The organism is Candidatus Alkanophaga liquidiphilum (assembly GCF_053996935.1).
The window spans coordinates 1-22,349 of sequence record NZ_JBMXYC010000064.1 but is presented as its reverse complement, the minus strand read 5'-3'; the positions used below and the strand labels follow the sequence as shown (position 1 = coordinate 22,349).

Below are 22,349 nucleotides of genomic sequence, written 5' to 3'. Positions count from 1 at the left end.
TTAATATGTAAAGGAATGCAGAAGTCGGAGCGAGGAGTGAAATTAAGCGAGTTTATTCCGATGCTTGGTGCTCGCGCCCCTTTGAAAAGCTATCAAGTCAAGAACGTCAAGAGGATAAAAGAGGTTGCCGAGAAGTTTCACAAGGATGTAGGGACTTACGAGTGCGTGAAGCACGTTCTTAAGAGCGGAGTTGTTGCCAAGGACGTTCTGGTTTTGGAAACAGGACACCAGCCGAATTTCATGCCGTATGCGGGTGTTTGGCGTAAAGCTTTCCTGCTCGACTTCCTCGCTAAGAAAATTGCCGAAGGTGGCAGGGCGTGCGTCGCAATTTTCGGCTTCGCAGACTATAACTTATGCACTGCGAAGTGGATATACCAGAATAGAATACCCTCGGCGACGAAGGACGGCTTTGAGACCATAGGATTCAAAATTTCAGGTAAAGACCGCTGGAAGAGGTTTGACTGCATATCAAAGCCTTCAGAGGACGAGTGGGCAAGTGCGCTCGAAAGGATTACTGCAGTTTACAAGAAGTGCTGCGATGATGAAAGCATAAAGAACCTTGAAGCAGTGAAAGAGCTGCTCTGGCGTTGCTACGAATCTGCTAAAAGTTTTTCGGACGTTAATGCATTTTTCCTCTCAAAGGTTTGTAACGAGCTTTGGGGGTTGGAAGTGTTGTTTTTCAGATATTCTGACGTGCAGCGTGCTGGGATTTTCGTAGAGGAGTGGGAGAAAATAATCTCGCAGCTCTCAAAGTTTAATGAGTTGCATGACGAAATCGTGCGTGAAAAGGGGTTGGAAGACATAGGATATTGTGGCAGGAACTCCGTTCCTTTTTGGTATCACTGTAGTTGTGGCGGGAAGGTTCCCCTCTTCATGGACAGCCCCCCTCTCGCTTACGGCGAGTGCCCGGTGTGTGGCGAGATGTATGAGCTGAACCTTGAAAGTTTAAAAGAGCTCTTTGGGAGCATGAGTCCGAATGCAATTACGAGGAATCTTGTATTTTCGGAGGGTCTGGGTGTTGCACTTTTCATTTCAGGTGCGGGCGGCGGCTTGAGATACGGGCTCGTCTCCGACGGGATTTCGAAAGAGTTGGGTTTTAACGTGCCGGTGACACTAATGTGGCGTGGCAGAGATTACTACTTGGGAGCTGCGCACAGGGCTGCGCTAAATGGATTGATGAAAGCCTTCGGGTTGAACCCTGATGACTTTTTAGATGAAGACACGCTCATTTTAAAGGCTGCACGCAAGAGAGAGATGCTTGCGAGTGAGATAAGGAGTTTAGAGGATGAGCTACGTGTTGAAGGCGGCGGCAAGAGTGCCGTTGTGAAGAAACTTAAGAGATGCAGAGGGCAATACATAAGCACGGATACGCAAACTAAGGTTGCCGGCAAGGTTTTCTCGCTCATACCCTCTATTCTTGATGTATTTGTCTCGGTAGGCGTTAAGAGCGTGCCGAAACGCTGGGAGGCGGCGCTCTCCGAGAGCATAGAAGTCTCAGCCGACGAGTTTTACAGCATCGAGAAGGACGTTGTTTATGGAGATGATAGCGTGCCGCTCATTTATAGGAGCGTGCAGCGTCTTTACGAGCGGAACAAGGAAATAGACCCCCTAGGCATCCTTAAGCCCGAGTGAGCAAAACCAATAAATAATTTTAACCAACTTTGCCTGTGTTCGAAAGGATTTTAGTTCTGAGCCCGCATACCGACGATGGCGAGCTGGGATGTGGCGGCAGTCTCGCAAAGTTCATAGAAGGCGGCGGTGAAGTCTTCTACGTTGCGCTTTCGAGCTGTGAGAAGTCTGTTCCTGAGGGGTTCCCAGAAGACATTTTGAAAAAAGAGGTCAAAAAGGCTACGAAAATATTGGGCATAAAGAGGGAGAATCTGCTGCTCTTCGAATACGAAGTCCGGGAGTTCCCAAGACTTAGGCAGGAAATATTGGACACGCTTATTGAAATTAGGGCGGAAATAAAACCAGATGTCGTCTTCACACCGTCGTCATACGACACGCATCAAGACCACAAAGTGACGAGGGACGAGACGCTGAGGGCGTTCAAGAAATGCACGGTCTTGGGTTACGAACAACCATGGAACAATATTACGTTCGACACCACGGCTTTTGTGCGGCTTGAGGAGAGGCACATCGAGAAAAAGATAGAGGCTTTGAGCTGCTATGAATCACAGAAAGGAAGACCTTATTTCAACAGCAGCTTTATAAAGAGCCTCGCAAGGATGAGAGGCGTGCAGATAGATGTCGAATACGCAGAGGCGTTCGAGGTCATAAGATGGATAATTCATTAACCCTCAACGCTTAAATCAGCAACGAACGTCACCACCAGCAAATTTTAAATGCAAACATAAGAACCAATAAGAGATGGCGGAAAAGCGGTTTCGGCTCGATTCTCTGCTGACGCACACGAGGAAGGCGGCGGACGAGCGCCTGCTCGGCGAGGCGGCGAGGGAGAGCTGTATGGTGGCGGCGAGGGTGCTTTGCGACGTCGTGAGGACAACGCTCGGCCCCCGAGGGATGAGCAAGATTCTGGCGGAGGACGCCCGCCCCCTCCTGATCTCGAAGGACGGCTACTCCGTGATCACGGGACTCGTTGCCGAACACCCCGCTGCACGGCTCATCATCGAACTCGCAAAGGCGCACGGCAACGTCCACGGCGACGGCGTGACCTCGACGCTGATTCTCACAGGGGAGTTGCTCGAAAAGGCTGATTCGCTCCTGCATATGGGTTTGCATCCGGTCTTAATTTTCGACGGCTTCAAAAAAGCGATGGAGATAAGTTTGGCGTTCATGAATGCCCTTTCGGTCTCAGAAGACTTTTTCTCGTCTGAGGAGATGCGGTATGCTGTTGCGAGGACATCCCTGAAGGAGTATGCAAATGAGAAGCTTTGTCGGCGCATTGTGGAAGCAGTAGGGCATGTTAAGAGGGAAAATGAGGACATAGATGAGTATATAGCGATAAAAGAAGTGGAAGGGGACAGATTTGAGGACACGGAACTCATTGATGGCTCTGTGTTGTTCAGCCTGCTGCCGCCAGGCGTTCCTAATCGGATTGAGGGTGCGAAAATTGCAATAATCAAAGACCCGCTCACCACAGAGCGTGCGGAACTTGTTACGCACGTGGTGCTGGACCCGATGCAAATGGCGGGCTTTTTGAGGGAAGAAGAAAAACTTTTGAGTCGGATGGTCAGCAGAATCGTAGAAGCAGGCGCCAATGTCATTATTTGCACGAAAACGATAGACAGCAGGGCGTTAGGGCTCCTCGCAAGACATGGCATCATGACGATAAGATTGGACAGGCATGAAGAATTGAACCATATATCGCTGGCAACCGGCGCAAACATCGTGAAGAGCGTCTGGGACCTGAAAAAAGAGGATTTAGGATATGCTAAGCTCGTGGAACATCGAAAAATCGTAGAGGAGGATATAATTTTCTTTGAGGGCTGCAAGGAGGCAAGAGCTTGCACGTTCTTCGTGCGTGGCGGCACGAAGGAGATAGCGGCAGAGCACAGCCGTCTTATATACGCAGCGACGCACGCCGTTGCCAGCGTTTTTGACGAGCCGTTTGTGGTTGCGGGCGGCGGCGCTATCGAGACCGAGCTTTCACTCCGCCTCCGCAAAGAGGCGCAGAAGGAAACGACGAAGAAGCAGCTCCCGATGCTGGCATTCGCAGAGGCGCTTGAAGCGATTCCAAGGACGCTTGCCGAGAACTGTGGGCTTGACGCCCTTGATGCTCTGGCGAAGCTCAAAGCCATGCACCAGGACGACCCACACGTCGGCATCTGCTTCAAGAACGGCGAAGCCCTCTTTGCAAACGCCCTCAAGGAAGGAGTCATCGAGCCGCTGAGCATAAAGCGGCAGATGCTTGTCGGCGCCGTCGAAGCCGTCGAGCTTATCCTGCTGACGGACGGCATCCTCAGGGATAGAGAACGCATGAAAAAGGTAAAAGAAGCGGAGCGACGGAGAAAGTTGGGGCTGGAGGCAGAAGAAGAAATAAAGGAGAAAGAAGTGTTCACAAGAGAGAACCTGACTAAAAAATTCACCTACGACTGAGTTTGTTTCTTCTTAGCCGCAGGCAGCTTTCCGAGGAGGATATTCGCTAAGATGTTTCTTTGGATTTCGGAGGTGCCCTCGACCATCGTGCCCGCTCTTCCGTCCCGGAAGAAGCGCTCGACGTCGTATTCGACGGCGTATCCATGCCCACCGAGGATTTGCATTGCTTCCAAACATACTTCAACGGCAACCTCGCCAGCGACGAGCTTCGCCATCGATGCCCATTTCGTCGGCGCAAACCCCGCATCCAATAGGCTCGCCGCTTTATATACCATGAGGCGCGCGGTCTCGATTTTCACGAGCATGTCCGCAAGCTTGTGCTGGATTGCTTGGAACTCGCAGATTTTCCTGCCGAAGGCTTCTCGCTGCTTTGCGTATTCAAGCGCCCTGTCAAAGGCGCCTTGAGCAATCCCGACGTGGACGGCGGCGGTGTTCGTCCTCGTCTCGTTGAACGTCTCCATAAGATAGTAGAAGCCTCGGTTCTCCTCGCCGACGAGGTTTTCGAGCGGGACTCGAACGTCCTTCAACACGACGTCACAGGAGTCTTGGCAGTGCCTTCCCATCTTCTCGATGGGCGTCGTCTCGAAGCCTTCTGCTGAAGTTTCGACGATGAAGGCGCTGATACCTTTATGCCGAGCGTCAGGCCTAGTCTTCGCAAATACGACGCCCCAGTCCGCAACCTTTGCATTCGTAATGAACATTTTGCTGCCGCTAAGCACGTATTCGTCGCCGTCTTTCTGAGCGACGGTCTTCATGGAGGCGACATCGCTCCCTGCATCAGGCTCGGTCACACCGAGAAAGCTGATGCTCTCGCCCCTCGGAATCGCAGGCAGATACTTCTCCTTCTGCTCCTCAGTCCCGAAGTAGTAAACCATCGGGCAGCCCATCGCCGTTAGCTGAATGGCGTAACCAATCCCACTGTCCGCCCTTGCAAACTCTTCGGCGATGATTGCGTTTTCGACGGCACCGAGTCCGGCGCCGCCATACTCCTCAGGAATCCACACCGCAATATATCCCAGCCTCGCCGCTTTTTTCAGAATTTCAAACGGAAACTCGCCAGATTTGTCAAAATCCCGCCCCCGCGGCTTTATTTCTTTCTCCGCAAACTCATGAACCGCCTCCTTTATCGCTCTCTGCTCTTCATCAAGCTCGAACTTCATCCTACCACCGAGGATACATCTGTTGCCAAACTACATCTGTGGCATTGCTACCCCCGCCGACGCCCAGCCCGCTCCCATTTTAGTCCTGCTTTTTCCAGCCGCAGCAGCGTCGTCTCGTAAGGGTCAGCCACTTCCTCCTCCAGCATCTCCAAGAGACGGGCATCTATATTCTTCAATTTCCTTAGAAGGCTCGTCCGCTCCTCGCCACTCATTATTCTCGGGTCGCTCATCACCGCAACGTGAAAGCTGAGCCCGTGCCTTATCAGATTCCTTATCGCCTCAAATGGTAGCTCGAACGCCGCCTCGACGGCGCCCGTCTTCCTTGAAAACGCCCCAGGCGTCCCTGCCTTCAGCGAAACTCGCACGTGCACCTTCTCGAACCTCGAAAGCTCGGCGACGTAACTCTGGTCGGCGAGGAGGATACCGTTGGTCTCGAGGATGAAAAGCTCGTAAGGCGAGCGCTCCACGAGCTCAAGCAGCTCTAAAAGGTGCCGCCGGCAGAGCGTCGGCTCCGCTCCTGAAATTCTCAGCTTACGGACTTTCCGCCGCCGAGCCACTTCGTCAAGTCTCTTGAAAGCTTCCTCCGGCGAGTAGAATTTACCAAACCTTTCAGGAAACTCCCTGCCCAAGCCAACCCAGCAGAAGACGCAGCGCAGGCAGCAGCCGACGGCGTAGCCCGTCGCAATTCCGCCATAAACGCCGACGACGTAGAAATCTGTGTATTTTCTCTTATTTCCACGACACACTATTTTCTCGGTGCGGCGGGCGAGCCCCACCGGGTCGAACCTCGCAGAGGCGGGCGTCAAGAAGCGAGGATACATTATCTTTTGTTCGCAATCTCGACTTTTCTTACTTGCCTTAGGCGAAAATGGAAAGAGTTATAAAATAGGGATTTTAAGAAGCAATCAAATTTGCGGTGTGTTGATTAGGGCGGCGCCTCAGGCGCTAGCTTAACGGTGATACGGGATGAAAATAGGCGTGTATGTGTGCCATTGTGGGATAAACATTGCGGCGACGGTGGACGTCGAGCGTGTGGTGGAGTTCGCCTCTAAGCTCCCGAACGTTGCGGTCGCCCGTCACTACATGTATATGTGCTCGGACCCCGGGCAGGACCTAATAAAGAAGGACATTGAGGAGCTAGGACTGGACAGGGTAGTGGTGGCGGCGTGCTCACCGCGGATGCACGAGCCGACGTTCCGCGGCGTTCTCGAGGAAAAAGGGCTCAATCCCTACTTCTTCGAAATGGCTAACATCCGCGAACACTGCTCCTGGGTGCATGAGGATAAGGAGGAGGCAACAAAGAAAGCAATGGATTTGGTGAAAAGTGCGGTGGCGAGGGCAGCATTGCTAGAGCCGCTTGAGGAGAAAGAGGCGGACGTGACACCCGCAGCGCTCGTGATAGGCGGCGGCGTCGCCGGGATGTATGCAGCGCTCGACATTGCGGACGCAGGTTTCAAGGTCTATTTAGTGGAGAAGTCGCCGACGATAGGCGGGAAGATGGCGATGCTGGATAAGACATTCCCGACGCTGGACTGCTCTGCGTGCATCCTCACGCCGAGGATGGTGGACGTCGCCCGCCATCCGAACATCGAGCTTTTAACGTATTCCGAAATAGTCTCGGTGGAGGGTGCGGTCGGCAACTTCAAGGTCAAGGTCAAAAAGAAGCCACGATACGTCGACGAGGCGAAGTGCACCGGCTGCGGCGCCTGCGCCGAAGCGTGTCGGGTCCGCAAGGTGCCGAATGAATACGACGCGGGCATCAGCTACCGCTCTGCGATCTATAGACCGTTCCCGTATGCTGTCCCTGCGACGTTCACGATCGACCCCGAACGCTGCTTGATGCTCACACGGGGGAAGTGTGGGAAGGCGCCCGCTTGTGTCGAAGCTTGTGGCCCTGGTGCCATAGATTTCGAGCAGCGTGAGAAGGAGGTGGAGCTCGAGGTCGGCGCCATAATAGTGGCGACCGGCTTCGACCTTTTCGACGCGAAGCTCAAGCCGGAATACGGCTACGGGAAGTATCCGAACGTGATAACCGGGCTGGAGTTCGAACGGCTGTCGTCGGCGAGCGGTCCGACGCTCGGCGAGATTAAAATTAACGGGCGGACGCCGAGGCGTATAGTGTTCCTGCAGTGCGTCGGCTCGCGCGACAAGCAGGTCGGGAACGAATACTGCTCGCGGGTGTGCTGCATGTACACGGCGAAGCACGCCCATCTCATCAAAGAGAAGATCCCGGACGCCGAAATCACCATCTGCTACATGGATGTCCGCGCCTTCGGGAAGGGCTATGAGGAGTTCTACGAGCGGGTGCAGCGTGAGGGCGTCATTTACCGCCGTGGGAACGCCGCTGAGGTTTACAAGAAGAGTCCGGACGAGGACACGCTCATCGTCAGGCTTGAGGACACGCTACTCGGCGAACCCATGGAGATTGAAGCCGATTTGGTGGTACTCGCAACGGCAATCGTGCCAAGCGAGGACGCAGACGAGATTGCGAAGATGTTGAAGCTTTCGAGGTCGCCAGACCGTTTCTTCCTCGAAGCGCACATGAAGCTACGTCCCGTAGATACTGCGGTTGATGGCGTGTTCCTCGCAGGCTGCTGTCAGGGTCCGAAGGACATCCCGGACACTGTGGCGCAGGCGAAGGCGGCGGCGTCCGCAGCGCTCTCGTTGCTCGCCACCGGCAAGGTCAAGACCGAAGCCATAACTTCAACGATAAACGAAGAGCTTTGTTCAGGCTGTCGCACGTGTGAGGCGGTCTGCGCATACGGAGCGCTGAAGTTCGACGAGGAGCGGGGAATCATGACAGTGAACGACGTGCTCTGCAAGGGCTGCGGTGCCTGCGGTGCGACGTGCCCGAGCGGTGCGATTTCCATGAAGCACTTTAAGGACGAGCAAATCTTTGCCCAGATTGAAGCCCTGACTTCTTAATTTTCTCTTTTTTGTTTGCGAGTTCGGGAAGATTGGGTGATTTATCTCTTTAGGATGGCGTCGCTGCTAATCCCTACTTTTCAAAGGAGGGATACAGAAGGGGAGGTGGGAGGGGAAGATTTTAAGTAAAAAGAATATACTAAAAATTAATGGAGGTGACAAAGACCGTCAAGTGTAAGATAATAGGTTTAACGGGACGAAAGAGGGAGCTACTCGATAGAGAGTATGATAACTTTCAGCATTGGCTTGAACGGGTGAGGATAGGGGAGTATATTCAGCATACAAGCAAGATGCAAAGTGGCTATATAAGAAAGCAAAGAAGATGAAAGGCGTTCCAATAAGAAAAGTATTTGATAGATATTCAAAGAAGGGACACGAAAATAGCCAAATACTGGGCGAGGATAAGGGTAAAAGGTGTGAGGGGTGGCGTAAAATCGCACTTGCTCATCAGCCCTTCAATTTTGAGGAGTGGGAGGTTTGCGAGTCTCTACTTGTCAGGAAGGGTGGAGAATTCTACCTTCACGTCACGGTCAAGAAGGATGTCGGGCTGAAGAAAGAATATGCATCCATCATCGCGATAGACCTGGGAGCTCGTTGGGTAGCGTGTCGGTGGCACGGCACCGCAGCACACCCAAATTTATGGAAAGAGGGTTAGAGAGGTCAGGGGGAAGTATTTCTGGCTTAGGAGAAAGCTTGGAAGGGAGAAGAAACTACAGGCAATAAAGAAGATAGGGCACAAGGAGAAGAGAGTTGTGAATGACGAGTTGCACAAGATAGCAAAGGAAATTGTTGAAGAGGCGGAGAAGCACAACGCGATAATTGCAATAGGAAACTTGAACGGAGTTAGGAACAACAAGGGAAGGAAGGTGAACAGGAAGGTTAGCACAATGCCATTCTACCGCTTGAAGGAATACGTCAAGTATAAAGCCCTTGAGAGAGGGATTGCAGTGATAGAAGTTTCAAAGTTAAACACATCGAAACAATGTTCAAGATGTGGTTCAATGAATGCCAAAAGACCTTCTCAGGGAGTTTTCATCTGCAAGGATTGTGGATATCAAATCAATGGTGATGTGAACGGAGCTAAAAATATAATGAAGCGAGCCATGGGCTATATGCTCATGATAGGGGCTGTCGTGACTCAGCCCAACGGGGAGCGGTTCGTTCTGAACCACACTCCCCAACCTCGTCCGGCGGATGCCCTCCAATGGAGGGAGGAGGTCACGGGCTTTTGGTCTCAAATTTCTTCCCAGCGACTATTCCTGTTATTTCTTCGACGGAGCGCCAGCCGCAAAGCCGGATGGCGTCGAGGACGTTCTGCCTACCGAAGAGTTTTACAGCCTCACGGTAGGGCTTTTCGATATCAAAGCCGTGCTCCCGTGCCCTCGCAACGTCCCTCTTTATCAGTGCCTCCTCAACATCCTCTAACTCCCGCTTCGGGATGAAATCGTCAGACCGCAATATCAATTGGACCGTCTCGAGCGCCCCTCTGATGGCTTGTCGCTTCACTTTCAGCGGTTCGAGGACGCCACGCTCCAGCATGTTGGCGACGCCCCCTCCAAGAACGTCGAGCCCGTGGTGTCGCTTGCCGGCAGCGTGCGCCCGCCTCAGCTCCAAAAGCACGGAAATGTGGTCAAAACCACCGTTCCTCGCCAGAATTTCGGGAATTACCTCCAAGCTCTTTGCGAATGCGAGCATGGAGAGTTGGAGTTTTGTGTCTTCAGAGAGCGCCAGCCGCCTGAGTTGTTGCGCTAATTCGACCTCAACGGCGCCGCCGCCGGGAAGCACCGCCCCGTTGTAAGCGTTCACGACCGCCCGCACTGCATCGTTTATTGTCCTGTAAGCCTCATCAACGACTTGCTTCGTCCCACCCCGCACTAAAATCGTTACGACGCGAGCGGCGGCAGCGTCGGGGGAGCCGATAAAGACAAAGTTGACGTCGCCGATTCTTCGCTCCTCCGCCAGCTTTGCCCGTCCCAAGTCGCTTTTGGCCGCCGCCATCGCATCTAAAATTATTTTACCGCCCGTCAGTCTCGAAATCTTCTCCAGAGTTTTCAATTTTATGTTGCGCAGCGCCATCATGCCGTTTTCGGCGAAATAGTGCATTGCGGCGCTGCTGATATCCTTGCGGCAGAGGACGACGTTGGCGCCCAAGTCGTGTAAGCGTCTAACGATGTTTTCGAGGGCGGAGAACGAGTAACGGGAGCGCTCAAGCTTCTCAAGCTCCTCAGGACCACTAAGCTCAACCTCGACGGCAAGCTCGCCGAGAGTCCCGACGGGTGGTCCGATGCTTGTGCCGACGAGCGCGATCTTTGGGTTCTCCACGCTTGAAGGCATATTCGGGAGCACGACCTTAGCCTCGACGAGTACGCCCCTGAGGAGTTGGGTGTCCCTGACGCTCCCACCCTGAACTCTTTCGAGTGTGATGTTTTCGGCGTCCGCCTTGCCGTCTTCAAGCGTTGAAAGCACTGCTTTGACAATAAGCTCGGCAAAGAATTCCTTGTAAGATGCAAGCATTTTATTGTTCAGGGCGGATTTCGCAACGCTCCGCAGCGAGCGTCCGTCCCGCATGACAACTGCCAGCTCCTCCAGAATTCTTATGCTCTCGCTCGCCGCCTTCTTGTAGCCTTCAATTATCGTCGTCGGGTGTATTCCCAGCTCTAACAGCTCGATGGCGTTCTTTAGGAGCTCGCCTGCGAGGATGACCGCAGTCGTGGTGCCGTCGCCAGCTTCCTCGTCCTGCGTCTTTGCAAGCTCTAAAAGGAGCCCTTCGACAGGATGATCGACGTGCGTGTTCTCGAAAATCGTGCGCCCGTCCCTCGTTACAATGATGAAGTTGTCCTCGTCCACGATGATTTTATGGAAGCCCTGCGGTCCAAGCGAGGAAGCTACGAGCGAGGCGTAACGCCACGCAACCTCTATGTTGCTGAGCAGGATGATGCGGTGGATTTCCTTCTCGGACTTGCCGAGCAGCGGGTTCTCGGCCATCCTTAGTCCTTTCGCATCGCGGCTTTTAACATTAACGCCGCTGCGTGTCCGTGAAGGAGGAAGCAACACACGGGAATTGGCAGCAACAAATTCTTAAACCCAAAACGTCAAGAGCAATAGGGGGACGAAATGGGCGCGGAAGAGGAAGTGTTGCTGAAGCGGCTCAAGATAAAGCTTGACCACTGGATAGAACATAACAGGGAGCACGAGGAGAGTTTTATAAAGGAAGCGGAGAACGCTAAGGACGCAGGGCTCGAGGGCGTCGCCATGCTCATCGAAGAAGCTGCGAGGAAGATGAGGGAGGCGACGCATTGCCTCATGGATGCGTTAAACATGTTGAGTTAGGTTAAGATGCCAGTGAGGATAGGGGATGTGGAGCTTTGCAGGAAGCCTTTAGTCGTGGGTGTGCTTACGAATTTGTATTTGTCGGATGCCATAGCTGCGAAGCGAGCGGGCGCCGACATTTTAGAGCTGCGAGTGGACTTCCTCGGGGAGAGGGATGCCGCTCGCATAAGAGAATTCATGAAAAAAGTTAAAGAGGGGGTCGGACTCCCGATAATAGCGACGAACAGGGCTGAAAGGGAGGGCGGCAGGTTCAAAGGGACGGAAGAGGAGAGAATATCACTTTTGAAGGGAGTAATGGGGGCGGCGGACGCCGTGGACGTGGAGCTTTTCACGGCTCTTGAGGACACTGGAATCGTAGAAAAGGCGGCGGAATTAGGAATCACAACGATTATCTCGTTTCACGATTTCATGGGCACGCCAAGCAGGGACGAAATTTTGAGCACGATAAATAAGATGCACGAGCTTGGCGACGTTGCGAAGGTTGCAGTTACGCCAAATAGCCTTGAGGACGCCCTAACGCTCTTAGAAGTGACGTTAAGCCTGAGGGGTGGGAAGCCGGTGGTGGCGATAAGCATGGGCGCCCTCGGCAAGCACACACGCATCATTGCACCGCTCTACGGCTCCGCCCTGACTTACGGGTCTGTGGGCGAGAGCGTCGCCCCCGGACAACTGAGCGTCTGGGAGCTGCGACGGATTTTGGACGTGCTGACATGACCGCATGTGCCGAAGCGTCTGGGCATGCCGAAATGGGGGAAATAACGAGCGAGGAGATGGCAGCGCTTGACGAGAATTGTGAGTTTTTCGGGCTTTCCCGCTTGCAACTGATGGAGAATGCGGGGGCTGCCGTTGCCAGAGAGGTGCGAGCTGTTGTTAACGGCGGCAGGGGCAGAGGTGGTGGCGATAAATCCAAGATAATAGTATTCGCGGGCAGGGGAAATAACGGCGGCGATGGCTTCGTAGCCGCAAGGCATCTCGCACGAGATTTCGACATTAGAGTTTTCCTTCTTGGGCAAGCGTCGGAGATACGGACCGATGAGGCTCGAAAGAACTGGGAGGTTCTGCGGTGGAGTGGCTGCGCTCTGAGGGAGCTGCGGGACTCTTCAGAGCTGCGGCTGCTCAAAGACGAGGTAAGCGGGGCGGCGGCGATAGTAGATGCGATATTCGGGACGGGAATACGTGGCGAAATCCGAGAGCCGGAGGCGACAGCCATAGACCTGATGAACGTGGCGAGGGGAGGAGGAGTCCCCATAATTGCGGTGGACGTGCCTTCGGGCTTGGACCCGGACACGGGCAGCGTCGCCGGAAAATGCGTGCGGGCGAGCGTGACAGTGACGTTCCACAAGCCGAAACCGGGGCTGCGGCAGAGGGCGGAAGTAGCAGCGACGTTCGTCGGCGAGCTGAAGGTTGCGAGCATTGGAATCCCGCCTGAAATCGAAAGGCTTGCAGGTCCTGGTGACCTGAAGCTTTTACGGCGACGGCGTGCCAACAGCCACAAAGGTGACAACGGCAGAGTCTTGATAGTCGGTGGCGGACCGTTTTCGGGAGCGCCGACGCTTGCGGCATTTGCAGCGTTGCATGCCGGTGCGGACTGGGTAACTGTGGCGGCGCCGAAGAGTGTCTCCAAGACGATTGCGTCGTTCTCGCCGAACCTCATCGTTGAAAAGCTTTCCTCCGACATCTTCGTCGAGGACGACGTGCCGGCGGTGCTTGAGCTTGCGATGCGGCATGATGTGACGGTTGTGGGCATGGGGCTCGGCGATGACGGAGCAACGAAAAACGCCCTACGCACGCTTTTCTCTCTTTTAGAGGGGAAAATCGTGGTGGACGCCGACGGCTTCTATGGACTTGAGCTGCCTGCAAAAGCGTCTCAGAAGGTCATAATAACGCCGCATGCCGGCGAGTTCTCGAAAATTCCGAGTGTCGCCGAGAAGCCGCCCGCCGACATTGAAGAAAGAGCGGAGTTTGTGAGGCGATTTTCGAGGAAGAACGGGGTGGTGACGCTGATGAAGGGCGTCGTGGACGTGATTTCCGACGGCGAGCGAGTTAAACTAAACACGACTGGAAACGCTGGCATGACGGTAGGTGGGACCGGAGATGTGCTCGCAGGCGTCGTCGGCGCCTTTTATGCCGTAAGCGAAGCCTTCAGAGCAGCAGTCGCCGCCGCTTTCGTGAACGGAGCCGCCGGCGACTCTGCATTCGATAAGCATGGCTACGGACTGCTCGCCACCGACGTCATCGAGAATATTCCCAAAGTATTGCTCAAGTTCGGGCGTCGCTGAGCTTTTCTCAGGAGACAAAATCCGAAGGCTGTGGTATTTCGAGCTTCAGCCCCTTTCTCTTTCTTATTTTCATGACGATGTCGTGGAACATGGCTTGCGGCAGCGGTTCGAAGCCTGCGAACTCGGTGCTCCAGAGCGCCCGCCCCTCCGTCGCAGACCTTATGTCGCCAGCGAAGCCGAACATTTCTGCGACGGGCGCCTTCGCCTTCACGGTAGTCATATCGCCTTCCATCTGGATGTCGAGGATTTGCCCACGGCGACCTTGCAGTTCTCTCGTGACATTGCCAAGGAGGTTCTGCGGAGCGGTGATGAAGACCTCCATTATCGGCTCCAGCAGTATGGGCCTCGCCATGAGGATGGCGGCGTTTATCGCAGCCCTGACGGCGGGAATGACCTGAGCGGGACCTCTGTGGATGGCGTCTTCGTGGAGCTTGGCGTCCACGAGCTTGACCTTTATACCGAGGCAGCGTTCCCGTGCGAGCGGCCCCTTATCCATCACGTCCTTGAAGCCTTCGATGATGAGTTCCATAGTCTCGTTGAGGTATTGGATGCCCTTCGTTACGTCAATAAGAACATTGCCCTCGTGGATATCCACGATGCCCCGCGCTTCGTCCTTGCTCATGCCCGCTTCTTCGAGGCGGCGGCGCCGCATCTTGTCGTCGAGGTCCATCGAAATCGCACCCTCTTTTATCTTGCTCAGCACCTCTGGCTCCAACGGTTCGACCACGAAATAGAACCTGTTGTGGCGGTTCGGCGACTTGCCCTCGACAGGTCCGGCGGTGCCTTGAACGGTCTCTCGGTAAACGACGATGGGTGGCGACACGATGATAGGCACGTTTTCATCAACGTTGATGCGGTGCGTGATGATTTCGAGGTGTAGCTCGCCCATTCCAGAGATAAGATGCTCGCCGGTTTCTTCGTTGAGTTCAATGCGCACCGTTGGGTCTTCCTTCGCTATTTTTCTCAAAATCTCAATGAGCCTCGGCAAATCTTTCATGCTCTTTGCCTCGACGGCGACGGTCACGACGGGCTCGCTGTAATGTCTTATGCTCTCGAAGGGCATCATCTCGATGGTGGAGAGTGTGTCGCCGACAGCAGCGTCCTTGATGCCGGTGAGCGCAACGATGTTCCCGGCGCAGATTTCGTCCACCTCGACACGATGCTCGCCGATGTAAACACTGACCTGCTGGATTCGTCCTTTACGGTGCTTGCCGACGACGTTGAGTTCCATGCCTTTGCGGAGCATGCCGCTGAAGAGGCGTCCGGTGATGACCTCGCCGGCGTGCGGGTCGACGGTGACACCAGTAACAATCATCGCAACCGCACCGTTTCTATCGCACCGCAGCATGCTCTGCCCAATCTCGCTCTCGACGTCACCCCGCCAGATGACCGGAATTCGTATTTTCTGCGCCTCCAAGGGGTTGGGGAGGTGTCTGACGACCATGTCGAGCACGACCTCATGCGCCGGGCTCAGCTCCGCAAGCTTCGCCATTTCGTTCTGCGTACAGTAGTCATAGACCTCGTTGAAGCCGACGCCGGTCTTTTGCATGCTCGGGACGCTGATTGCCCACTTGTAGAGGGCGGAACCGAAGGCGACGCTGCCGTTGGTGGCGTCGAGCCGCCACTCGTCGTATTTCTCAGGTTTCATGCCCTTAATCATCTTGTTTACGCCGTCAATGACCTTTGCGAGCCGCATCTGCATTTCCTTCTTGTCCACCTTGAGCTCGTTGATGAGGCGGTCGACCTTGTTGACAAAGAGGACAGGCTTGACGTTCTCTCGCAGTGCCTGACGCAGCACGGTTTCAGTCTGTGGCATGATGCCCTCGACGGCATCGACGACGACGACGGCGCCGTCAACCGCCCGCAACGCTCTCGTGACGCCGCCACCGAAGTCCACGTGTCCCGGCGTGTCTATCAAGTTTATCAGGAACTCGTCACCACCGAACCTGTGGACCATGGAGACGTTCGCTGAGAATATCGTGATGCCACGTTGCTGTTCGAGGTAGTAGAAGTCGGTGAAAAGCTGCTCGCCCGCAAGCTCCTTGGAAATTATGCCGGCGCCTGCAAGGAGGTTGTCGGTTAGCGTCGTCTTCCCATGGTCGATATGGGCGATTATCCCGATGTTCCGAATGCGCTCCGGCTTGTCCATCAGATTCTTCAACAGCCCTACTACTTTCTTGCCACGAGTTGCCATTTCTTCGCTGCCTCCTACTCGCTTGTTGGGCGTTCATCTTGAAATCAGTTTCTTCCCTACATGGCGCTCTTGCTTTAATAATATTTCGCCTCGCTGGCAATTTCTCGATTCACCGCCAGCCCTAATTCCCGCGTTTTGATGTCGCACGGGCTTAAAAGAGCACACGAGATGAATGCGGAAGAGCTAACTGTTGCTTTTAATAATCCGGAAAACGTTTCTATTGATGATGCGGCGGGAGGAGATAGAACATTTAAGCTGGTTGGCGAGAATCGAGCTTACGGAAGCTGAGAAGGAAAAGTTTGAAAGCCAGCTCAGCTCCATCTTGGAGTTTTTCTCGATCTTGGACGAGGCTGATGTGGATGATGTCGAGCCCACGCATCACGTCATAGGCATCACGAACGTTTTCAGGGGCGACGAAGTGGAAAGGTCGCTGCCGCAGGAGGAAGCTCTGAGGAATGCCCCGAAGCGTGAAAACGGCTACTTCAAAGGTCCAAGAATTTTGTGAGATGGCAGGAGGCGAAGAAAAGAGGGGGAAAGGCGAAGGGCAGGCGGCGGGTAACGAGCTGAAAAGAGTTTTAGATGCAGCCCTCTCGAGAATAAAGCCGAGTAATGCCGAGAAGGAGCGGCTAAAAAAAATAACGGATTTCCTCGTTAATGAAGTGAATAAAGAGGCAGAAAAGCGAGAGATTCCTGCGAAAGGCATTTTAGTGGGCTCAGTCGCTCGAGACACTTGGCTTTCAGGGCAGAGGGACGTAGACGTGTTCGTGATGCTGCCTGAGGACTTTTCCGACGACGCACTTGAGCGTGTGGGCATGGAGCTTGCGAGGGGCGTCGCCGAGCATGTTGCGGAGCGTTACGAGGAGCGGTATGCGTCGCATCCCTACGTGCATGCGTGGGTGCGTTACGAGAGTGTCTTTCCTGCTGAGGAGTGGGGCGATGGGGGAAGACGAAGCGACGTTTACGAGGTGGACATCGTGCCGTGCTTCTCGGTGAGCAGTGCCGCCGCCATGAGATCGGCAGTAGACAGGACTCCCTTTCACAACGAATACGTGAAGCGCCGCATCTTCGGTCTTGAGGACGAGGTCCGCCTCCTGAAACAGTTCCTCAAAGGTTTAGAGATTTACGGCGCCGAGCATAAAACTCAAGGATTCTCAGGTTACCTTTGTGAGCTTCTTATAATCCGCTACGGCTCGTTCTTGGCGTTGCTGGAGGCTGCTGCCCACTGGAAGTTCCGGACGCTCATAGACATCGAGCAGCACCGCAGCTATGAGATTAAAGGCGACGAACCGCTCATCGTCATAGACCCTGTTGACCCCCACAGGAACGTCGCCGCTGCAGTCTCCGTCAATTCCTTTGCGAAATTTGTGGACGCTGCCCGATCGTTCCTCGAAAACCCAAGCCTGGGGTTTTTCTTCCCGCCAGAGCAGCCGGAGATGAGCAAAAAAGAATTCCTGGAGCTCATTAAAAAGAGGGGGACGGATGTAATTATTGTCGTGTTCGATGTTCCTGACGTTGTTGACGACGTTCTTTTCCCGCAGCTAAGGAAGGCGCTCGCTTCGGTCTCAAAATTGATAGAGAGAAATGGCTTCAGGATTTTCAGGCGGGAAACGTCAGCAGAAGGCGGAAAAGCTTTTTTCCTCTTTGAGATGGAGGTTTCGGAGTTACCTCCCGTGAAGAGGCACTTAGGACCCCCAGTCACCGCCGAGCCGCACGCACAACGGTTCAAGAAGAAACACGCCGGCACGCAGATTTACATAGAGAACGGAAGATACGTGGTTGAGATTCCAAGGAAATACGTTAACGTTGTTGATTTGCTCAGGAGAGAGCTGAGGGCGTGCGCCCTCGGGAAGCACGTTGCGAAAGCCGTTGCTCGTGGCTACGAGGTTATGAGGAACGAGGAGATTGAATTTTTTGAGGGTTTGGGCAAATTCCTTAGCAAATACTTCTCGTCGAGCGTCAAGTGTTGACGAGAGGAAAACGAAAATTAAAAGTATTGGAGGGCGGATTCTCTCTCAGGGGTGATGTTGATGTTGATGGACTATTTTACGATAGACGATTTTGATGTAGGGGAGAAAAGCGTCTTGGTGAGGATTGACATTAACTCTGAGGTTATTGACGGTAGAGTCATGATGAACGAGAGAATAAAGGAGCATTCGAGGACGATAAAAGAGCTTTGCGAGAAAGGGGCAAAAGTAGTGGCAATATCGCACCAAGGAAGGGCTGGTGGGCGGGACTTCATGACACTGGAGCAACACGCCGCCCTACTCAGCAAGTTCACGCCTGTAGATTTTGTTGATGACATCATCGGACCGGCGGCGAGGCTTTCCATAGAGAATCTTGAAGCTGGGAGCGCCCTGCTTCTTGATAATGTGCGGTTGCTCGCCGAGGAGACGCTCGAACGCACGCCGGAGGAGCACGCAAAGTCCATTTTCGTGAGGAAGCTCGCCCCCCTTTTTGATATTTTCATAAACGACGCATTTTCTGTGGTACACCGTCCGCACGTGTCGGTCGTGGGTTTCGCCAAAGTCCTCCCCTCGGGAATCGGTAGGGTGATGGAGGGCGAGCTTCGGGCGCTCGAACGGGCAACATATAAAGTAGAAAGACCATGTGTTTACATTATTGGCGGCGTGAAGTATGAAGACGCCTTTTCCGTAATTGAGCATGCGCTGAACACGGGCAAGGCGGATAAAATTCTCACAACAGGATTCATAGCTAATATATTCCTCGCAGCAAAAGGATATTTCGCGCTGGAGCGGTATGCGGAGGCGGTGAGGCGTGCAGAATACCTTCTTAAGCGATTTCCTGATAAAATCGAAGTTCCTGAGGATGTTGCCGTAGAGATGGATGGGAAGAGGCGGGAGCTTTCCGTGAGCGAGGCTGAGCCGCCAATATATGACATAGGGACGAAAACCATAGAAAAATACTCAAAAATAATCAAAGACGCAAGAACAATAATAATGAAGGGACCTGCTGGCGTTTACGAGCGGGAGGAGTTCAGAGCCGGTACGAAGGCGCTGTTCGAGGAGGTGGCGGCGGCAGAGTTCTCGCTGCTCGGCGGTGGAGACACAACGTCCGCAGTTAACGCCGTTGGGCTGGATAAAAACCAGTTCTCCTATGTGAGCCTCGCAGGTGGTGCTCTTTTAAGATACCTTGCTGGGCGGAGCTTGCCGGGACTTGACGTGCTGGCAAGAACAGGGAAACTTTCGGATGACGGCTTGTGAAACGCTTTTAAAAGGTAGAATTTAATTAAATTTCATGTTTGAAGAGATGGTGCGAGGGTGTAGATGCGCTGAGGTTCTGGCGACGGTCATAGAGCTGGCGGTGCGGCTGGCTCGTGAGGGGAGAGAGGGAAAGAAGGTCGGTGCGCTTTTCGTGGTTGGAGACGAGGAGAATGTCTTAAAAATGTCCAAGCCTCTAATTCTCGACCCGCTGTGGGGACATCCTTTGGAAGCAAAGGACATACGGGACACGGCGGTGCGTGAGACAGTGAAGGAGCTGGCAAAGCTCGACGGCGCCTTCATAATAAGTGACGCGGGTCATGTGCTTTCTGCCGCTCGTTATATACAGGCAAACTGCGAGGGCGTGAACCTACCCTTCGGGCTTGGAAGTAGGCATATGGCAGCTGCTTCTATTTCAAAAGAGACTGATGCCGTCGCCGTTGTTGTCTCGAAGAGCGGAATTGTCAGAGTATTCGATGACGGCGAGCTTATTTGTGAAATAATGCCCAAAACATGGATGGGCACGAAAACTTTGATTTCTGGGGAGTATGAAAAAATTTTAAAGGGGGACATTGTAGTATTTAAGAAGGCAAAGAAGTAGCATGTTTTCTGAGATAATAACCGTGGGAGACGAGATTTTAAGGGGGGATATACTTAACAGCAATGCGAGGTGGCTGGCTAAGCGGCTCACAGCCTTAGGCGTCGTGGTGCGGCGCATAACCTCCGTGGGCGACGACGTTGAGGAGATAAAAAGCGTGCTATGCGAGGCGATACGGCGGAGTAACACCTATATTTTTGTTACGGGGGGCTTAGGACCAACGAGGGATGATATGACGATGGCGGCGGTGGCGGAGGCACTCGGCAGGAATCTTGTGCTGAGCAGGGAGGGGTTACGGTGGGTGAAAGAGAAATACCAAAGGGCGAAAGAGCGCGGGCTCATCGAGGATGAGAGCATGACGCCATCAAGGCTGAAGATGGCGATGATTCCCGAGGGTGCGACGCCGCTCTACAACCCACTGGGCGCGGCGACGAGCGTGAAGCTTGAAGTCAGCGGCACGAAGATATTCGTGCTTCCGGGCGTTCCTGCAGAGATGATTGCGATATTTGAGAGCATAGAGTCGGAAATAAAGGGCGTCAAGCCGTGCCATAAGTGTTTAAAAGTGCATACACGGGATGAGTCTAGCATTGCGAGCCTCTTGGACGAGGTTCACGAGAAATACGGCGTGAGGGTAGCATCATATCCGAAGATAAAGGCAGGTGAGGATTTTTGGGTGGAACTGCGGTTGAGCTCTGACGATGATGCTGTGGTAGAACGTTCCTTTGCATTTTTAAAGCAGCAGCTCGAAATACGGGGGATAAAAGTGGATGAGTTGGTGGAAAACGGGGACGACGAGTGGAAAGCAGAAGTAGAAAAGCTGAAGGAGATGAGCGGGGGACGCCGCCGTTCATAGCTCGGGCTTCATGAAAAGCTCGTTCACCCTTAGATGTTCGAACCTGAAGGATTTTTTGTTTAGTAGTCTTTTGCCTGCATTTTCCATGTCGGCACTCACTTCTATGTGGGAGAAATGCGTCTTTTTTCGCACACCGCTCACTGCTGGCGTTAAGAGCTTGCCGTTGTGGATGACGAGCACACCGCTTTTGATTAGCATCTCGCAATTGCTTAACTTTTTCTCAAGGAGCGCCGGCGGCGTGTCCTCAGTAATATCGTAAAGCACAACGTCGGCGTCAGCGCCAACACCCAAATGCCCTTTCGCATCTAAGCGCAAAGCAGCGGCAGGCTCGCTCCTCGTAATCGCTGCCAGCTCGTAAAGCGTGTATTCTTCGGAGGGCAGCTCCACGCCCCGCTCTTTCAGCTCTTTTCTGTTTTCCCTGCTGAGCAGGATTGCGAAGATTTTGGGGTAGTCGTGGAAGAGCGAGCCGTTAGGGCTATCTGTCGAGAAGCACACGCCTTCTAAACGGTTTAAGGCTCGAAGCGCAAGCGTCAGCGACATTTCCGTCCTCTGTAATGCCTCGCTCGCATTCTTACGGTCTGCCTCGCTTTTACTGATGATTAAAGGCTCGGAAAAGTTCATGGCGATGCTTAAAAATCTCCCTCTCGGCGTGATTTCTCTACGTGTGGCGAGTCTGAAGTTCTGCTCTGCGGTTCTAAAATGCTCGTCAAGAAAGATTCCCAAGTCAAGGGGTGTTTGCAGCTCAAGCAGCTTAAAGGCGGCTTCTTGGTTTTCTTCGTTAATTGCGGTGCCGAGATGCGAGATGTGGAACGTGCTCAGCACGGAAACATCTTCTTTAAGGAGCGGTGGCGTGGCATGTAGGTGAATTTTTGGAACGCTGTCGTCGCCACTAAGTCTTGAGAAAAACTTCAGGACGGTGTCGGTGCTGAGGCGCATTCTCATGCCTTCAATGCCCAATCGTCGCATGATTCGCAGGGGCAGGCTTACGAAAGGCTCATAAATCTTTGCGGTGATGGCTTTCGTGGCGTCTAAGATGAAGAGGATGGCGTTCTTGGCCTCCTTCTCATCACTTTCTCTGACAATTTTCAGGAAGTCCAGCATGTCTAAAACGGCGAGCGTCGAGGCGTCGAGCAAGGGTATGCTGCTGAGTTCGTGGTGCGTGTATGCTGCGGTTATAACGCTGGCGAGCGGCTCGTTCACGTGCGTGAAGCCAAGCCTTGCGTAAGTTTCTGCGATTTGCGGGAGGGTAGGGAATCCAAGCGAGAACCTTGCGAGGGTGAGTCCGTAGGTGGCGACGTGGCTGTGCACGTCGATGCCGCCCGCCATCGCAGCCTTGCCTTTTGCATCGATGATTTTTTCGGGATGTGTCTCCTCGACGATCACGCCATCTTCAATGAAAATGTCTGCGAGCTCGCCGTTTATCCCATTTATTGGGTCATAAACTCGTGCGTTCTTTACATGTAACCTCATCACAACCCCCACGGCAACTTTAAATTAAGTGATTCCTTCTTATTATTGATGTCATACGAGCGTGTGCGGAAGTTCTTGAAAATCCTTGAAGAAACATACAAAGCCTCGCCGTCAGAGATTATAGATAAGAACCTCTACAAGTATGGGGGGAGGCGGCAGTCGAAGAGGAAGTCGGAGTTCATCGAGGCGGCGCAGCGTATTGCGGCGGAGCGCGGCATCCCGTCATACAATCCCGACCGCATTTGCGACGAGCTCGGGCTCGG

The 22,349-nt window shown here is 53.6% G+C and carries 19 protein-coding genes and 2 pseudogenes; 16 read left to right on the top strand and 5 right to left on the bottom strand.

Annotation, left to right across the window (positions count from 1 at the left end; translation table 11 throughout):
* The first annotated feature begins 15 nt into the window (after positions 1 to 15).
* From ACXJJA_RS08400 to thsB, 3 genes are all read left to right on the top strand, one after another.
* Positions 16 to 1,632 (top strand): hypothetical protein, encoded by a 1,617-nt coding sequence (locus tag ACXJJA_RS08400; RefSeq protein ID WP_456487768.1) that lies wholly within the window; start codon positions 16 to 18, stop codon positions 1,630 to 1,632.
* A gap of 35 nt (positions 1,633 to 1,667) precedes the next feature.
* Positions 1,668 to 2,297 (top strand): PIG-L deacetylase family protein, encoded by a 630-nt coding sequence (locus ACXJJA_RS08395; protein WP_456487767.1) that lies wholly within the window; start codon positions 1,668 to 1,670, stop codon positions 2,295 to 2,297.
* A 73-nt stretch (positions 2,298 to 2,370) separates the two neighbouring features.
* Positions 2,371 to 4,059: a thermosome subunit beta gene (gene thsB / locus ACXJJA_RS08390; protein ID WP_456487766.1), complete on the top strand. Its 1,689-nt coding sequence runs from the start codon at positions 2,371 to 2,373 to the stop codon at positions 4,057 to 4,059.
* Here the strand turns inward: thsB and ACXJJA_RS08385 are convergent.
* Together ACXJJA_RS08385 and ACXJJA_RS08380 are read right to left on the bottom strand one after the other, a co-directional pair.
* Positions 4,050 to 5,219: an acyl-CoA dehydrogenase family protein gene (locus ACXJJA_RS08385; protein ID WP_456487765.1), complete on the bottom strand. Its 1,170-nt coding sequence runs from the start codon at positions 5,217 to 5,219 to the stop codon at positions 4,050 to 4,052. The genes thsB and ACXJJA_RS08385 overlap by 10 nt on opposite strands.
* 47 nt (positions 5,220 to 5,266) lie before the next feature.
* Positions 5,267 to 6,040, bottom strand: a complete 774-nt coding sequence (locus ACXJJA_RS08380) for a radical SAM protein (RefSeq protein WP_456487764.1) — start codon at positions 6,038 to 6,040, stop codon at positions 5,267 to 5,269.
* Positions 6,041 to 6,185: 145 nt separating this feature from the next.
* Here ACXJJA_RS08380 and ACXJJA_RS08375 point away from each other — a divergent pair, with 145 nt between their 5' ends.
* The 4 genes and pseudogenes from ACXJJA_RS08375 to ACXJJA_RS08360 form a co-directional block, all read left to right on the top strand.
* Entirely contained in the window at positions 6,186 to 8,144 is a 1,959-nt protein-coding gene (locus tag ACXJJA_RS08375; protein ID WP_456487763.1) for a 4Fe-4S binding protein, read from the top strand.
* Positions 8,145 to 8,293: 149 nt separating this feature from the next.
* Positions 8,294 to 8,470, top strand: coding sequence for a hypothetical protein (locus tag ACXJJA_RS08370; protein WP_456487762.1), 177 nt, complete (start codon positions 8,294 to 8,296; stop codon positions 8,468 to 8,470).
* Positions 8,467 to 8,799, top strand: coding sequence for a hypothetical protein (locus tag ACXJJA_RS08365; protein ID WP_456487761.1), 333 nt, complete (start codon positions 8,467 to 8,469; stop codon positions 8,797 to 8,799). Before ACXJJA_RS08370 ends, ACXJJA_RS08365 begins: the two co-directional genes overlap by 4 nt.
* Positions 8,780 to 9,223 (top strand): annotated as a pseudogene (locus tag ACXJJA_RS08360) (RNA-guided endonuclease TnpB family protein); the annotation flags it as partial. The gene ACXJJA_RS08365 and the pseudogene ACXJJA_RS08360, both read left to right, overlap by 20 nt.
* Before the next feature lie 139 nt (positions 9,224 to 9,362).
* On the opposite strand, the gene thsA reads toward ACXJJA_RS08360, so the two are convergent.
* Positions 9,363 to 11,129 (bottom strand): thermosome subunit alpha, encoded by a 1,767-nt coding sequence (gene thsA, locus ACXJJA_RS08355; protein ID WP_456487760.1) that lies wholly within the window; start codon positions 11,127 to 11,129, stop codon positions 9,363 to 9,365.
* A gap of 129 nt (positions 11,130 to 11,258) precedes the next feature.
* On the opposite strand from thsA, the gene ACXJJA_RS08350 reads away from it, so the two are divergent.
* Genes ACXJJA_RS08350 through ACXJJA_RS08340 form a run of 3 tightly spaced genes read left to right on the top strand, consistent with a single transcriptional unit; the run spans position 11,259 to position 13,753 of the window.
* Positions 11,259 to 11,474, top strand: a complete 216-nt coding sequence (locus ACXJJA_RS08350; protein ID WP_456487759.1) for a DUF8180 domain-containing protein — start codon at positions 11,259 to 11,261, stop codon at positions 11,472 to 11,474.
* Between the two features lie 6 nt (positions 11,475 to 11,480).
* Entirely contained in the window at positions 11,481 to 12,188 is a 708-nt protein-coding gene (aroD, locus tag ACXJJA_RS08345) for a type I 3-dehydroquinate dehydratase (protein WP_456487758.1), read from the top strand.
* The gene (locus tag ACXJJA_RS08340) at positions 12,185 to 13,753 is read left to right on the top strand and encodes an NAD(P)H-hydrate dehydratase (RefSeq protein ID WP_456487757.1); all 1,569 of its coding nucleotides are present in this window, start codon (positions 12,185 to 12,187) and stop codon (positions 13,751 to 13,753) included. The genes aroD and ACXJJA_RS08340 overlap by 4 nt, the downstream gene beginning before the upstream one ends.
* Before the next feature lie 7 nt (positions 13,754 to 13,760).
* On the opposite strand, the gene ACXJJA_RS08335 is transcribed toward ACXJJA_RS08340, so the two are convergent.
* Positions 13,761 to 15,947 carry an elongation factor EF-2 gene (locus ACXJJA_RS08335; RefSeq protein ID WP_456487756.1) on the bottom strand — a complete coding sequence of 729 codons (2,187 nt, stop codon included), beginning with the start codon at positions 15,945 to 15,947 and terminating at the stop codon, positions 13,761 to 13,763.
* Between the two features lie 223 nt (positions 15,948 to 16,170).
* Here ACXJJA_RS08335 and gatC point away from each other — a divergent pair, with 223 nt between their 5' ends.
* Genes gatC through ACXJJA_RS08310 form a run of 5 tightly spaced genes read left to right on the top strand, consistent with a single transcriptional unit; the run spans position 16,171 to position 20,616 of the window.
* Positions 16,171 to 16,452, top strand: coding sequence for an Asp-tRNA(Asn)/Glu-tRNA(Gln) amidotransferase subunit GatC (gatC, locus tag ACXJJA_RS08330; RefSeq protein WP_456487755.1), 282 nt, complete (start codon positions 16,171 to 16,173; stop codon positions 16,450 to 16,452).
* Position 16,453: 1 nt separating this feature from the next.
* Entirely contained in the window at positions 16,454 to 17,914 is a 1,461-nt protein-coding gene (gene cca, locus ACXJJA_RS08325; RefSeq protein ID WP_456487754.1) for a CCA tRNA nucleotidyltransferase, read from the top strand.
* 54 nt (positions 17,915 to 17,968) lie between these two features.
* Complete coding sequence (locus ACXJJA_RS08320) at positions 17,969 to 19,168, top strand: phosphoglycerate kinase (protein ID WP_456487753.1); 1,200 nt, start codon at positions 17,969 to 17,971, stop codon at positions 19,166 to 19,168.
* A 34-nt stretch (positions 19,169 to 19,202) separates the two neighbouring features.
* A complete protein-coding gene (locus ACXJJA_RS08315) occupies positions 19,203 to 19,766 on the top strand; it encodes a DNA integrity scanning protein DisA nucleotide-binding domain protein (protein WP_456487752.1) in 564 nt (187 codons plus the stop codon).
* A 1-nt stretch (position 19,767) separates the two neighbouring features.
* Positions 19,768 to 20,616 carry a competence/damage-inducible protein A gene (locus tag ACXJJA_RS08310; RefSeq protein WP_456487751.1) on the top strand — a complete coding sequence of 283 codons (849 nt, stop codon included), beginning with the start codon at positions 19,768 to 19,770 and terminating at the stop codon, positions 20,614 to 20,616.
* Here ACXJJA_RS08310 and ACXJJA_RS08305 read toward each other — a convergent pair.
* Positions 20,611 to 22,086 (bottom strand): amidohydrolase family protein, encoded by a 1,476-nt coding sequence (locus tag ACXJJA_RS08305; protein WP_456487750.1) that lies wholly within the window; start codon positions 22,084 to 22,086, stop codon positions 20,611 to 20,613. The two genes, ACXJJA_RS08310 and ACXJJA_RS08305, sit on opposite strands and share 6 nt — an antisense overlap.
* Positions 22,087 to 22,134: 48 nt before the next feature.
* Between ACXJJA_RS08305 and ACXJJA_RS08300 the strand changes: the two are divergent.
* Positions 22,135 to 22,349 (top strand): annotated as a pseudogene (locus ACXJJA_RS08300) (hypothetical protein); the annotation flags it as partial.